Origin of the sequence: Catellatospora sp. NPDC049609, from assembly GCF_040675365.1 — a bacterium.
Classification (GTDB): domain Bacteria; phylum Actinomycetota; class Actinomycetes; order Mycobacteriales; family Micromonosporaceae; genus Catellatospora.
This window is the reverse complement of sequence record NZ_JBFAOU010000070.1, coordinates 1-13,246: the sequence shown is the minus strand read 5'-3', so window position 1 is coordinate 13,246 and position 13,246 is coordinate 1. Positions and strand designations below refer to the sequence as shown.

Here is a 13,246-nt window from a genome sequence, read left to right as displayed (position 1 = left end):
GTGCCTTCGTGCCCCTGCATCCTCACCACGACGAAGACAACACCGCCGAGGACCTGTTCGCCGCATTGCGCCACGCCGTGCTGGACGGTCCCGGATCGACGCCGTCGCGCGTACGGCACGCCGTCGCCGCGGCCAAGGTCGACGAGCTCAACCACGAACTGCGCGGGTACGTCGAGACGCTGCGCGAGAACGCCTGGCGCAGCACCGACGAGCAGGTGCGCGAGCTGCTCGCGGTCGGCTGGTCGGAGGACCAGGTGTACGAGCTGACCGTGGCGGTGGCGCTCGGCGCCGGCGGGCGCCGGGTCGACGCGGGCCTGGCCGCCCTGGCCCGCGCCGAGACCCGGCTCGCCGCGGGCGCCGCCCCGGCGGGCGCCGTCCCGACCCAGTCCATGCCCGCCTCGGTGCAGGCGACGCCGGTCGGCGCACCGGAGGTGCGGCATGCGGCTGCCTAGCCTGAGCCGGTCCTGGCGCTTCAGCGACCGGGTCAAGCTGAAGATCATCCGCATCGCCAGCGGCCGCCCGCCGGCCGACATCCTCAAGATCCTGCACTACCGCCGGGAGTTCTTCGGCGAGCCGTTCACCGCGTGGGTGCACCAGGTGCTGCGCGGCCCGTCCGAGTGGAGCGTCGGCGAGCGGGAGCTGATGGCGACCTTCGTCTCGCACCTCAACCAGTGCCGCTTCTGCGAGGGCAGCCACGCCGCGATCGTCGACGCCACGCTGGGCCCGGACCTGACCGCCGCCGTGCTGGCCGACTGGCGCACCGCCCGGCTGCGCGCGCCGCTGCGGGCCGCGTTCGAGCTGCTGGAGGTGCTCACGCTGCACCCCGGCGAGGTCGGCCCCGAGCTCGTCGAGGCGGCCTACGCCCAGGGCGTCACCGAGCAGGGCGTGCGCGATGTGATCCACATCTGCGGCATCTTCTGCACCATCAACCGGATCGCCGACGCGGTCGACTTCGCCGTGCCCGACGACAAGGGCCTCAAGGGCGACGCGTACCAGCTGCTCAAGCGCGGCTACGCGATCGGCTGACCGGCGGCGTGCCGGGACCCGCGCCGGGGCGCGGTGCTCAGCTGAGCGTGTTCGGCGTGGCGGCGTCCAGCTGGGCGTAGCCGCGCCGGACCGCATGCTCGGCCTCGCGCTGCCCGGCCTCGCCCCAGCGGCACAGCGAGCTGGCCGCGGCGACCTTGGCCACGTCCCCGCCGTCGCGGTGCGCCTCCCGGATCAGCCAGTCCAGCGCGGCCAGCTCGTCGTGCGCGATGGTCAGGAACTCGGCGTCGACGAGCTCGCCGTGCCCCGGCACCACCACCGTGTCCGGCCCGGCCGACTGCGCGAGCGCGCGCACGGTCTCCGGCCAGTCCAGCGGGAACGCGTCGGCGAACCCGGGCGGGGCGCCCTCCTCGACCAGGTCCCCGGCGACGAGCACGTCGTCCACGCGTACCACCAGGTCGCCCGCGGTGTGCCCGCGGCCGTGCCAGGAGACCTTCACCAGGCGGCCGCCGATGTCGATCAGATCCTCCCGGCCGACCTCGGTGTTCGGCGGCTTGATGGCGGTCAGGCCCAGCTCGCGGGCGGTGGGCTCGTCCTCGGCCAGCAGCTCCTGCTCCCAGGCGCGCTGCCAGGCCCTGCCGTTCTCGCGCAGCTCGCGGGCGCACTCCGGGTGGCCCCAGATGGGGGTGGCCGGCCCGGCCAGCGTCGCGTTGCCGAAGCAGTGGTCGAAGTGGAAGTGCGTGTTCACGATGCCCAGCGGCTTGGTGGTCACCGCCAGGACCGCCTCGTGCAGCTCGCGGGCCTGCGAGCCGGTGGACAGCGTGTCGACGAGCAGCGCGCCCGTCTCTCCGCGGATCAGCGTGCAGTTCACCCGCAGGAACGGGTAGACCAGCACGAACACCCCGTCGGCGATCTCGGTGAACCCGGTCATGACCCTGTCGCCTTCTCCACGAAGCGGTGCCGGTCCACCAGCACCCGCTCGACCCGACCCTCCGCCGCGACGGTGTCGCCGTCGCGCACGGTCACCTCGAAGGTGAGCCGGCGGCCGTCGACCTTCGTCAGCAGCGCCTCCGCCACCACGCTACGGCCTACCGGCGTCGCCGACCGGTGATCCAGCTCGACGCGTACGCCCACCGTGGTCTGACCGGACTCCAGCACCCGCGCGGTGGCCGCCACGGTGGCCGCCTCCGCCAGCGCGACCACCCGCGGCGTGCCGAGCACCGGGACGTCGCCCGAGCCCAGGGCCTGCGCGGTGTCCGCGTCACTCACCGTCAACTGCACCTTCGCCGTCAGGCCCGCCGTGAGCTGCTGCACCATGCCCCACACCCTAGGCCCTCCCACCCCCACCCGCACGCATCCGCGGGGCGGCCCCGCGCCGGCCGCAACTCTTACGGAACAGCGCCCTCCAACGTGGTCCGATACCGCAAGTCTTGCGGCGCGGCGCCGGGGCGGTGGTGCACATAGGATGCGGCGATGCTGGTCGACTTCGACGGTGAGCGGCTCGCGGTGGCGGCGGCGGCGTCGCTGACCGCCGCGCACGCCGAGGGGATCCGCGCGGCGACCTGGGACGGGCGGCTGCTGCGCTTCCCCGATCCGGCCTGGCGCTGCGTCTACCTGGGCGCGGGCGAGGAGAAGGCCTGCTTCGGGGTGCGCGACGGCGACGGGCTGATGTTCGTGCTGGAGGTCATCGACGAGCGCACGTACCTCAACGGGCGCTTCGTCGGCGGGGCCTACTTCGGCGACCACCGGGTGCCGGGGCTGGCCGGGGTGCCGAAGTCACCCGGCGCGACCATCGGACTGCGCTTCACCGGCCTGGTCAAGGCCAGGCAGTGGGTGTACGGCCACGAGTGGGCGCGCTTTCGCTGGCGGCCCGACCGTCCGTCCCCGCTCGACGGCCCGCTCACCGCGTACCTGCGTCTCGTGCTGGGCGGCCGGTACGCCGCCTACCAGCGGCGCTACCGGGACGTGCACGAGCGCAACGTGCTGTTCGAGGTCCGCCCGGCGGCGGCGCGGGGCGTGCCGGTGCCGGTCCGGGACGGGTCCGGCCGGATCAGGGTGGCGCGGGTCGGGCTGGCGCCGATCGACCTGCGCTAGGTCCGCTCGGCGACCCAGTAGAGCTGCTTGTGGCCGCGCGCCTCGAACTCGGCGGCCAGCGTCTCGGCCTGCTCGCGCGTCGCGCAGCGGCGCACCTCGAAGCGGTTGCCGTTGTCGTCCTGGCGCCACACCACCCAGGGCTGGGCCGGTTCGCGCTCGTCCTGCGGCATCGCGGGGCTCACTCTCCGGGGGGTCGGGCGGGCGGTGTCGTCGCGCCGCTCGGCCGGCCAGCTCATCGACGCTGGCCTATCACATCGAGTTCGATCTCGTCTGAGTCGATGTGATAGGCCAACGTCTATGCGGGACGGGCGGCGGCGCGGGCGGCGCGGGCGCGGACGGTGAGTTCGTCGGCCCAGGCGAAGGCCTCGGCCAGCGGGCGGTGCGGCGCGGCGGCGGGGGTGGCGCCGGCGACGTCGACGTACACCGTGGCCAGGTCGAGGCGGCGCTGCCAGGGGCCCTGCACCACGCGCACGCTCTGGATCCGGGCGTACGGCACCACGGTCAGCTGGCGGGTGGCCAGGCCGTCCACGGTGGCGAAGACGGTGTCGGTGAAGCCCGCGGCCAGCACCCGGTGGCGCAGCGGCGCGAGCCAGGCGGCGCGGGGCGGCACCGGCGACAGCGGCAGCGCGCCGATGTCGATGCCGGGCACGGCCAGCGGGATCATCGCGCGGGCGGTGTCCAGCGTCGCGACCGGCAGCAGCCGGTCGGTCTCGGCGCGGCTCTGCTGGCCGTCGCCGCCGCCCGCGCTGCTCTGCCCGGCCACCGCCAGGGTGACCCGCAGCCAGCCCTTGCCGCGCCACAGCAGCGGCCAGGTGACGGTCAGTGACTGGATGCGCGGCGGGGCCACCAGCTGGCTGCGCGTCTCCAGCAGGCCGTGCCGGATGCGCAGCCGGCCGTCGTCGGTGCGGCCGACCCGGAAGTGCCAGAAGTTGAGCACGCGCATCACCGGGGCGCCGATGGTGCCCGCGACGGCGGTGAACATGCTGGCGATCGCGAAGATGCCGAACTCGCTGTTCCACACCAGCTGCCCGACGATGTAGAGGACGGCCAGCGGGGTGAACATCACCGGCGGGGTGAGGAACTGGCTGACCACCACGTCGTTGTCGTCGACCCGGTGCAGGTCGGGCTCCTCCGGCCGGTCGGCGGCGGGCTCGTCGCCCGGCGCCGCGGGCGCGCCCGTCCCCGCGCGCACCGGGGTGCGCGCCGTCAGCGACAGCAGCCGGGTGCGCAGCGCGGTCGCCTCGGCCAGCGGCAGGAACGCCAGCGGCGCCTCCGACTTGGCCGCGCCCGCCACGTCGAGCCGCAGCTCGGCCAGGCCCGCCAGCCGGGCCAGCACCGGCTGCACCACCTCGATCGACTGCAGTCGCTCCAGCGGCACCGCGCGGGTGCGCCGGAACAGCACACCCTCGTGGATGCGCAGCTCCCGCCCGACGACCTCGTACCCGGTGAAGCGCCAGGCGATGGCGGAGTAGAGCAGCACCAGCACCAGCAGGCCGAGCACGGCCAGGGCATAGTTGCGCGGGCCGAGGTTCTGCAGGCCGCGCCAGGACACCGCGACGATGATGATGATCAGCGTGCGCACGCTCTTGAGCACCGGGCTCAGCGGATGCAGCCGCTGCCGGGCGATGACCTGCGCGCCGCCGTTGCCCGGCGCGACCGCCCGATCCACCGCGACCGGGGTCGGCGACGGATCGGGCGTGGCCGGGGTGGGCGACGGATCAGCGGCGCGCGTCGTCGGGGTCGGCGACGGGTCGGCCGTGGCCGGGGTGGGCGACGGGTCGGCGGCGCGCGGCGTCGGGGCCGGGCCGGTGGGGTCGGCGGTCGGCTCGGGCGGGTGGGCGGGCGAGGTCACAGGCCCTCACCGGCGTCCTCGCCGAGGGCCGCGAGCCGGTCGCGCAGCCGGGCGGCCTCGGCCGGCTCCAGGCCGGGCACGGTCGCGTCGGACGCGGCGGCGGCCGTGTGCAGCTGCACCGTGGCCAGGCCGAAGGCGCGTTCGAGCGGGCCCGCGACGACGTCGACGAACTGCATGCGGGCGTACGGCACGATCGACAGGTGGCGCACCATGCGGCCGTGGCGCACCAGCAGGTCGCGCTCGCGCTCGGCGTACCCGTAGGAGCGGGCGGCGCGCACGGCCACCACGGCGCGGGACACGTCGAGCACCAGCACCGCGACCGCGGCCACCACGGCCCACCCGGAGCCGGTGAACGACCAGATCACCGCGCACGCGGCCAGCAGGATCGCGGTGCTGATCGCGACCCGGACCAGCTCCAGCCAGACCAGGCGGGGCGAGACGGGGCGCCAGGTGACCTGCCCCGGCCACGGGTCGAGGGCGCCGGGGGCCGGCGCTGCGTACGGTGTTGCGGGGTGCGGCTCGGTCACGGTTTCGACCATAGACGATCAGGTCATGGGCAGCGTCTCGCGCAGGAACCCGCGGGCGGACAGGAAGTCGGCCAGCACCTGCCGGTGCTCGTCGCAGGCCAGCCAGGTCTTGCGCCGGTCGGGGTCGTGCAGCTTCGGGTTGTTCCAGCGCAGCTCCCAGGTCGCCGTCGCGCGGCAGCCCTTGCGTGAGCAGATCAGGGGAGCGTCGGCCTCGGTCACGCGCTGCAGCCTACCGGGCATGAAAAAAGCCGAGCTGCTGCTCGGCGGGGATCTGGTGCGCTGTAGAGGTTTGGCGTGCCGGGCGGCCACGGGGGAAGCCGCCCGGCAACGCACGAATACTAACCACGCGCCGGGCGCGGGGGGAAGAGTGGCCGGGCATCCGATCGGATGAAATCCGCAAGCCGTCTTACCAGTGCCCGACATCGAATGGTTGGTGCGAAATACGGCAGTATGCCGCATGAGTCGGCTGATCGTGCGAGGCTGGGGCAGGTCAGGACCTTCGTACGCGAGGAGCCGCGGTGCAGCCGATCACCTGTGACAACCCTGCCGGTACGCCCCCGGCCGACGGCTTCGCGGCCGGCCCCGCGCAGGACGCCACGCTGCTGGAACGCGCGCTGTTCGAGGTCAAGAAGGTGATCGTCGGGCAGGACCGGCTGGTGGAGCGGATGTTCGTGGCGCTGCTGGCGCGCGGGCACTGCCTGCTGGAGGGCGTGCCCGGGGTGGCCAAGACGCTCGCGGTGGAGACGCTGGCCACGGTCGCCGGCGGCTCGTTCGCCCGGGTGCAGTTCACCCCCGACCTGGTCCCCGCCGACATCGTCGGCACCCGCATCTACCGGGCCGGCAGCGAGACCTTCGACGTCGAGCTCGGCCCGGTGTTCGTCAACTTCCTGCTGGCCGACGAGATCAACCGCGCTCCGGCCAAGGTGCAGTCGGCGCTGCTGGAGGTCATGGCCGAGCGGCACGTGTCGCTGGGCGGCGCCACCCATTACGTCCCGGACCCGTTCCTGGTGATGGCCACGCAGAACCCCATCGAGCAGGAGGGCGTCTACCCGCTGCCCGAGGCGCAGCGCGACCGCTTCCTGCTGAAGGTGCTGGTCGGCTACCCGACCGACAGCGAGGAGCGGGAGATCGTCTACCGGATGGGCGTCGCGCCGCCGCGCGCCGAGCCGGTGCTCAGCACCGAGGTGCTGGTCGGCCTGCAGGAACGGGCCGACCAGGTATTCGTCCACAATGCCCTGGTCGACTACTCGGTGCGGGTGGTGCTGGCCACCCGCGGCCCGGCCGACCACGGCCTGCCCGACGTCGCCCGGCTCATCCAGTACGGCGCCAGCCCGCGCGCCTCCCTCGGCCTGGTGCGGGCCACCCGGGCGCTGGCCCTGCTGCGCGGGCGCGACTACGCGCTGCCGCAGGACGTGCTCGACATCGCGCCCGACATCCTGCGCCACCGCCTGGTGCTCAGCTACGACGCGCTCGCCGACGAGGTGCCCGCCGACTTCGTGGTCGGCCGGGTGCTGTCGGCGGTGCCGCTGCCGACGGTCGCCCCCCGCCAGCAGGCGACATGACCGCGCCGACCGGGACGCAGCCGGTCGGCGCGGGCGGGGAGGCGGCGCTGCGGCGGCTGCAGCTGCTGGTCAACCGGCGCCTGGACGGCCTGCTACAGGGCGACTACCTCGGGCTGCTGCCCGGTCCGGGCAGCGAGGCGGGCGAGTCCCGCGAGTACCGGGCGGGTGACGACGTGCGGCGCATGGACTGGCCGGTCACCGCCCGCACCACCGTCCCGCACGTGCGGCTGACCGTGGCCGACCGCGAGCTGGAGACCTGGCTCGGCATCGACCTGTCGCCCAGCCTCGACTTCGGCACCGCCCGCCTGCTCAAGCGCGACCTGGTGCTCGCGGCCACGGCCGCGATGACCCACCTGACCGTACGCGGCGGCAACCGCGTCGGCGCCGTGATCAGCCCCGGCGACGGCGAGCCGGTCCGCCGCCCCGCCCGGCCGGGCCGCCGCGAGGCGCAGGGCCTGCTGCGCACGGTGAGTCGCCTGATCGACGACGGCGCCGGCCGCACCCGGGGCCGGCAGCGGGCCGCCGACAGCCTCGGGCCGCTGATCGCGGCGTTGAACAGCCCGCCGCGGCGGCGCGGCCTGGCCGTGGTGATCTCCGACTTCCTCGACCCGCCGGAGCGCTGGGCGTGGCCCCTGCGCAAGCTGGCCACCCGGCACGAGGTGCTGGTGATCGAGGTGCTCGACCCGTGCGAGCTGGAGCTGCCCGACGCCGGAGTGCTGGAGCTGCTCGACCCGGAGACCGGGATCCTGCACGAGGTGCAGACCGGCGACCGCGGCCTGCGCCGCCGCTACGCCGACGCCGCCGCGCGGCAGCGGGAGCTGGTCGCCGACGCGGTGCGCACCGCCGGAGCGCGGCAGGTGCGGCTGCGCACCGACTCGGACTGGCTGCTGGACCTGGTGCGCTTCGTCGCCGCCCAGCGGCACCGCCGGACCCGCGGGGGGAGCCGATGATCCGCTTTCTGGAGCCGTGGTGGCTGCTGGCGCTGCTCCCGGTGCTGACGCTGGCCGTCGCGTACGCCTTCCGGCACCTGCTGCACCGGTTCCGCCGGGACGCCGCGCTGCCGTTCAGCAACCTGGAGCTGCTGCGCTCGCTGGTGCCGCGTGGGCTGGGCTGGCGCCGCCACGTGGCGGCCGCGGCGTTCCTCGCCGGGCTGTTCGCCCTGGTCGCGGCGCTGGCCAGGCCGTCGGTGGAGGTGGAGGAGCCGCTGGAGCGGGCGACCATCATGCTGGCCATCGACGTCTCGCTGTCGATGCAGGCCAACGACGTCGAGCCGACCCGCATGGAGGCGGCGCAGCAGGCGGCCAAGGAGTTCGTGACCGAGCTGCCGGGGTCGTACAACCTGGGTCTGGTCTCGTTCGCCAAGTCGGCGAACGTGCTGGTGTCGCCCGGCAAGGACCGCGAGGCGGTGACCGAGGCGATCGACGCGCTGCAGATGGCCGAGGCGACGGCGACCGGGGAGGCGGTGCTGACGTCGCTCGACGCGATCAAGTCGGTCCCCGGGGCCGGTGCGGAGGGTCCGCCGCCGGCCCGGATCGTGCTGCTGTCCGACGGCTACCGCACGTACGGGCGCTCGATCGAGGAGGCGGCCGCGGCGGCGGTCGAGGCGAACGTGCCGGTGACGACGATCGCCTTCGGCACGGACACCGGCGTCGTCGACATCGCGGGCCAGATGCAGCGGGTGCCGGTGGACCGGGAGGCGCTGGCGCAGCTGGCGGAGACGACCGGCGGGTTTTTCTACGAGGCGGCGTCGGCGGCCGAGCTGACCCAGGTGTACCAGGACATGGGCTCGTCGATCGGGCACAAGACGGTGCCCAGGGAGATCGGCCAGTGGTTCGCCGGGGTGGCGCTGCTGTTCGGCCTGACCGCCGGCGCGCTCAGCCTGCTCTGGACGTCCCGCCTGCCGTGATCACAGATTTGCCTGGCAGATGTGGGTATCCGTGCTCGTGATACGCACATCTGCCAGGCAAGTCCGGTGGTCTCGCGGTACGGCGCGCCGGCGTCGTCGCGGGCGCGCGCTGCCGGCCGCGCTCAGCGGGTGCTGACCAGCAGGAAGACGGCTCCGACCCAGGCGGCGGCGAGGGTGAAACCCAGCGGGGCGAGGTAACGGCTCATGACGGACTCCCGTGACTGTGTTGTTCCAGGGCAACTACAGGGGCACTCGGGAAAGAGTCATGACCAGGTCACGGCGCAGGCCTGCCCACCGCGCGGCAGGCAGCCGCCGGGTACAGGGCAGGAAGCGCAGGGGATGCGAGGCGGGACGCGCGACTCAGCGCGTGGCGGCTCGCAGGACCCGGCCATGACTCGGAGGATCGCTATCTCGCATAGCGATCACCTCCTTGGGCCGCGGTCCAGTGTGCAAACGCCGTGATCATACCGTATGGGCGATGCGGTCCCGCATCAGCCTTCCCGGCAGGGTTTCCATGTCCACCCGGCCGGAACCGTTTGGCGGAACCCTCCAAAGATTATAGTCGGATTTAGTCACGGCCCCCTACCGGCCGTGTTCACGCGAGCGTCCTAGGGTAAGTCCGAACCCCTGATCGCACCGAAGGAGCAACCGTGTCCCGAACCGTCCTGGTCACCGGCGGCAACCGCGGCATCGGCCTGGCGATCGCGCAGGCGTTCGCCAAGCAGGGCGACCGCGTCGCGATCACCCACCGGGGCACCTTCGACCAGTCCGCGGCGCCCGACATCCTGGGTGTGACATGCGACATCACCGACACCGACGCGGTGGACGCGGCCTTCACCACGATCGAGAACGAGCTCGGTCCGGTGGAGGTGCTGGTCGCCAACGCCGGCATCACCGACGACACGCTGCTGATGCGCATGTCGGAGGAGCAGTTCGGCCGGGTGCTCGACACCAACCTCACCGGCTCCTGGCGCTGCGCCCGCCGCGCCGCCACCAAGATGGTGCGCGGCCGCTTCGGTCGCATGATCTTCATCTCGTCGGTCGTCGGCCTCTACGGCGGCGCCGGGCAGGTCAACTACGCGGCCAGCAAGGCCGGCCTGGTCGGCATGGCCCGCTCCATCACCCGTGAGCTCGGCTCGCGCAACATCACCGCCAACGTGGTGGCGCCCGGTTTCATCGAGACCGACATGACCGACAAGCTCACCGAGGAGCGCAAGGCCGAGATCCGCAAGGCCATCCCGGCCGGCCGCATCGCCGCGGTCGACGAGGTCGCCGGCGTGGTCACCTGGCTCGCGGGCGACACCGCCGGCTACATCTCCGGCGCCGTCATCCCCGTCGACGGCGGCCTCGGCATGGGCCACTGACCCGCCCCGACCCACCCACCCCCGCCCCGACGGGGTGATCATGAACTTATGGACGTGTTGGTCGGCGTGTCGCCACCCTGGCGCCGTGATCAACAGGATTGAGGAGTGAAGGTGCTGCTGGAAGGTAAGCGGATCCTGGTCACGGGCGTGATCACGGAGCAGTCGATCGCGTTCAACATCGCGAAGATCGCTCAGGAGCAGGGCGCCACCGTGGTGCTCACCGGCTTCGGGCGGCTGTCCCTGGTCGAGCGGATCGCCAAGCGGCTGCCGGTCACCGCGCCCGTCATCGAGCTGGACGTGACCAACCCCGAGCACCTGGCGTCGCTGGCCGACAGCGTCAGCGGGCACGTGGACGGCCTGGACGGCGTCGTGCACTCCATCGGCTTCGCCCCGCCCACCGCGCTGGGCGGCAACTTCCTGCAGACGTCGTGGGAGGACGTGTCCACGGCGGTGCACGTGTCGACGTACTCGTACAAGGCGCTGGCCATGGCGGCGCTGCCGCTGATGCGGCAGGGCGGCTCGATCGTCGGCCTGACCTTCGACGCCACTGTCGCCTGGCCGGTGTACGACTGGATGGGCGTGGCCAAGGCCGGGCTGGAGTCCGCCTCCCGCTACCTGGCCAGCTACCTCGGCCCGCAGGGCATCCGCAGCAACCTGGTCTCGGCCGGCCCGCTGCGCACCATGGCCGCCAAGTCGATCCCGGGCTTCGCGAAGTTCGAGGACTCGTGGACCGAGCGGGCGCCGCTGGGCTGGAACCTCAGCGACACCGAGCCGACCGCCAAGGCCGTGTGCGCCCTGCTGTCGGACTGGTTCCCGGCCACCACCGGCGAGATCGTGCACGTCGACGGCGGCTACCACGCCGTCAGCGGCTGACCGGACACCGCGCCACGCAGGCGTGACGTATCGAACAATGTCGCGGGTCCGCCCGCCCTGAGGGGCGGCGGGCCCGCGTCGCGTTCTAGCCTTTTAGCCATGTACGACGCCTTCCTCCTGTTGTCGTTCGGCGGGCCGGAGCACCCGGACGAGGTGCTGCCGTTCCTGCACAACGTCACGCGGGGCCGCGGGGTGCCGCCCGAGCGGCTGGCCGAGGTCGCCGAGCACTACCAGCGTTTCGGCGGGGTGTCGCCGATCAACGAGCAGTGCCGGGAGCTGGTCGCCGCGATCCGGGCCGACTTCGCGGCCAACGCGCTGGACCTGCCGGTCTACTGGGGCAACCGCAACTGGCGGCCGATGCTCGCCGACACCCTGGCGCAGATGCGCGACCACGGGATCGGCCGCGCGGTGGCGCTGGCCACCAGCGGCTACGGGTCCTACTCCTCCTGCCGGCAGTACCTGCAGGACATCGCCGCCGCGCGGGCGGCGGTGGGGCCGCGCGCGCCGGCCGTGGACAAGCTGCGCCACTTCCACGACCATCCCGGGTACGTCGAGCCGTTCGCCGACGCGGTCGCCGCGGCGCTGTCGACGCTGGACGTGTCGCAGCACGCGACCACCCGCCTGGTCTTCACCGCGCACTCCATCCCCACCGCCATGGCCGAGTCCAGCGGGCCGTCCGGCGGGCGCTACGAGGCGCAGCTGCGTGAGACCGCCCGGCTGGTCGCCGAGCGGGGCGCCCCCGGCCTGGTCTGGGACCTGGTATGGCAGAGCCGCTCGGGCGCGCCGCACGTGCCGTGGCTGGAGCCCGACGTCAACGACCACCTGGAGGTGCTGGCCAAGGAGGGGACCACGCAGGTGGTGGTGAGCCCGATCGGGTTCGTCTCCGACCACCTGGAGGTGCTGTGGGACCTCGACGAGGAGGCGGCGGCCACCGCGCGCCGGCTCGGGCTCGGCTTCGCGCGGGCGGGCACGCCCGGCGCCGACCCGCGGTTCGTGGCGATGGTGCGCGATCTGGTGCTGGAGCGCATGGCGCAGCCGGGCACGCACCCGCGCGCCGCGCTCGGTAGGCTCGGGCACTGGGATGTCTGCGCGAGCAACTGCTGCCCACCGCCGGTGCGCGGTATGAGAGAGGGAAACCGATGACCGACCGCAAGCCGATCGCCGCCTGGCTGACCGACATGGACGGCGTACTGGTCCACGAGGGTGAGCCGGTGCCGGGCGCGCCCGAGTTCATCGGGCGGCTGCGGGCCTCGGGTGTGCCGTTCCTGGTGCTGACGAACAACTCCATCTACACCCCGCGCGACCTGCACGCCCGGCTCACCCGGCTGGGCTTCGACCTGCCGGAGTCGGCGATCTGGACGTCAGCGCTGGCCACCGCGCAGTTCCTGGCCGACCAGCGTCCGAACGGGACGGCGTACGTCATCGGCGAGGCAGGCCTGACCACGGCCCTGCACGCGGCGGGTTACATCATGACCGACTTCGAGCCGGACTACGTGGTGCTGGGGGAGACCCGCAACTACAGCTTCGAGGCGATCACGACCGCGATCCGCCTGATCAACAAGGGCGCGCGGTTCATCTGCACCAACCCGGACGCGACCGGGCCGTCCAACGAGGGCGCGCTGCCCGCGGCGGGCTCGGTCGCCGCGCTGATCACGAAGGCCACCGGCATCGAGCCGTACTTCGTGGGCAAGCCGAACCCGATGATGATGCGGTCGGCGCTCAACAAGATCGGCGCGCATTCGGAGTCGGCGGCGATGATCGGCGACCGGATGGACACCGACGTGCTGTGCGGGCTGGAGGCCGGGCTGCACACGATCCTGGTGCTCACCGGCATCGCGACGAAGGTGGACGTCGAGCGGTATCCGTACCGCCCGTCCCGCGTGATCAGCTCGGTGGCCGACCTGATCGACGAGGTGGAGCCGCTCACCCCGGTCCCGGCCGACGCGCCGGAGACCCCGGCCGCCTGATCCGCGCCGAGCGCCGGCCGCGGGCGCAAGAGCTTCGATACCGGGCAGCGCACCGACACCAGCCCGTGGCTGGCCGCATACCGGCGCACCCTCGGGCCCTGGCTGGGCGAGGACGTG

General features: G+C 73.3%; 16 protein-coding genes. 10 read left to right on the top strand and 6 right to left on the bottom strand.

Annotated elements, in window-relative coordinates; genetic code table 11:
• Positions 1 to 8: 8 nt before the first annotated feature.
• Together AB0J67_RS20535 and AB0J67_RS20530 are read left to right on the top strand one after the other, a co-directional pair.
• On the top strand, positions 9 to 452 hold the full coding sequence (locus AB0J67_RS20535; RefSeq protein ID WP_363484925.1) for a hypothetical protein: 444 nt from the start codon (positions 9 to 11) through the stop codon (positions 450 to 452).
• Entirely contained in the window at positions 439 to 1,026 is a 588-nt protein-coding gene (locus tag AB0J67_RS20530) for a hypothetical protein (protein WP_363484922.1), read from the top strand. Before AB0J67_RS20535 ends, AB0J67_RS20530 begins: the two co-directional genes overlap by 14 nt.
• 37 nt (positions 1,027 to 1,063) lie before the next feature.
• Here the strand turns inward: AB0J67_RS20530 and AB0J67_RS20525 are convergent, their stop codons facing one another.
• Both AB0J67_RS20525 and AB0J67_RS20520 read right to left on the bottom strand, forming a co-directional pair.
• A complete protein-coding gene (locus tag AB0J67_RS20525; protein WP_363484919.1) occupies positions 1,064 to 1,915 on the bottom strand; it encodes an MBL fold metallo-hydrolase in 852 nt (283 codons plus the stop codon).
• On the bottom strand, positions 1,912 to 2,301 hold the full coding sequence (locus AB0J67_RS20520; RefSeq protein WP_363484916.1) for a hotdog domain-containing protein: 390 nt from the start codon (positions 2,299 to 2,301) through the stop codon (positions 1,912 to 1,914). Before AB0J67_RS20520 ends, AB0J67_RS20525 begins: the two co-directional genes overlap by 4 nt.
• Positions 2,302 to 2,457: 156 nt before the next feature.
• Here AB0J67_RS20520 and AB0J67_RS20515 point away from each other — a divergent pair, with 156 nt between their 5' ends.
• Complete coding sequence (locus tag AB0J67_RS20515) at positions 2,458 to 3,078, top strand: hypothetical protein (protein WP_363484913.1); 621 nt, start codon at positions 2,458 to 2,460, stop codon at positions 3,076 to 3,078.
• Here AB0J67_RS20515 and AB0J67_RS20510 read toward each other — a convergent pair.
• The 4 genes from AB0J67_RS20510 to AB0J67_RS20495 are packed head-to-tail and all read right to left on the bottom strand — an operon-like array spanning position 3,075 to position 5,697.
• Positions 3,075 to 3,314: a hypothetical protein gene (locus AB0J67_RS20510; protein WP_363484910.1), complete on the bottom strand. Its 240-nt coding sequence runs from the start codon at positions 3,312 to 3,314 to the stop codon at positions 3,075 to 3,077. The two genes, AB0J67_RS20515 and AB0J67_RS20510, sit on opposite strands and share 4 nt — an antisense overlap.
• A 59-nt stretch (positions 3,315 to 3,373) precedes the next feature.
• Positions 3,374 to 4,930 (bottom strand): PH domain-containing protein, encoded by a 1,557-nt coding sequence (locus AB0J67_RS20505; RefSeq protein ID WP_363484907.1) that lies wholly within the window; start codon positions 4,928 to 4,930, stop codon positions 3,374 to 3,376.
• Entirely contained in the window at positions 4,927 to 5,469 is a 543-nt protein-coding gene (locus tag AB0J67_RS20500) for a PH domain-containing protein (RefSeq protein WP_363484904.1), read from the bottom strand. Before AB0J67_RS20500 ends, AB0J67_RS20505 begins: the two co-directional genes overlap by 4 nt.
• A gap of 6 nt (positions 5,470 to 5,475) precedes the next feature.
• A complete protein-coding gene (locus AB0J67_RS20495) occupies positions 5,476 to 5,697 on the bottom strand; it encodes an acetone carboxylase (protein WP_363484901.1) in 222 nt (73 codons plus the stop codon).
• 287 nt (positions 5,698 to 5,984) lie between these two features.
• On the opposite strand from AB0J67_RS20495, the gene AB0J67_RS20490 reads away from it, so the two are divergent.
• From AB0J67_RS20490 to AB0J67_RS20460, 7 genes are all read left to right on the top strand, one after another.
• A complete protein-coding gene (locus tag AB0J67_RS20490; protein ID WP_363484977.1) occupies positions 5,985 to 7,019 on the top strand; it encodes a MoxR family ATPase in 1,035 nt (344 codons plus the stop codon).
• Positions 7,016 to 7,969, top strand: coding sequence for a DUF58 domain-containing protein (locus AB0J67_RS20485; protein ID WP_363484898.1), 954 nt, complete (start codon positions 7,016 to 7,018; stop codon positions 7,967 to 7,969). The genes AB0J67_RS20490 and AB0J67_RS20485 overlap by 4 nt, the downstream gene beginning before the upstream one ends.
• Positions 7,966 to 8,925 (top strand): VWA domain-containing protein, encoded by a 960-nt coding sequence (locus tag AB0J67_RS20480; RefSeq protein ID WP_363484895.1) that lies wholly within the window; start codon positions 7,966 to 7,968, stop codon positions 8,923 to 8,925. Before AB0J67_RS20485 ends, AB0J67_RS20480 begins: the two co-directional genes overlap by 4 nt.
• A gap of 650 nt (positions 8,926 to 9,575) precedes the next feature.
• The gene (gene fabG / locus AB0J67_RS20475; protein ID WP_363484892.1) at positions 9,576 to 10,289 is read left to right on the top strand and encodes a 3-oxoacyl-ACP reductase FabG; all 714 of its coding nucleotides are present in this window, start codon (positions 9,576 to 9,578) and stop codon (positions 10,287 to 10,289) included.
• Positions 10,290 to 10,394: 105 nt separating this feature from the next.
• A complete protein-coding gene (fabI, locus tag AB0J67_RS20470; protein ID WP_363484889.1) occupies positions 10,395 to 11,162 on the top strand; it encodes an enoyl-ACP reductase FabI in 768 nt (255 codons plus the stop codon).
• A 99-nt stretch (positions 11,163 to 11,261) separates the two neighbouring features.
• A complete protein-coding gene (locus AB0J67_RS20465; RefSeq protein WP_363484886.1) occupies positions 11,262 to 12,305 on the top strand; it encodes a ferrochelatase in 1,044 nt (347 codons plus the stop codon).
• On the top strand, positions 12,302 to 13,129 hold the full coding sequence (locus tag AB0J67_RS20460) for an HAD-IIA family hydrolase (RefSeq protein ID WP_363484883.1): 828 nt from the start codon (positions 12,302 to 12,304) through the stop codon (positions 13,127 to 13,129). The genes AB0J67_RS20465 and AB0J67_RS20460 overlap by 4 nt, the downstream gene beginning before the upstream one ends.
• Positions 13,130 to 13,246 lie beyond the last annotated feature (117 nt).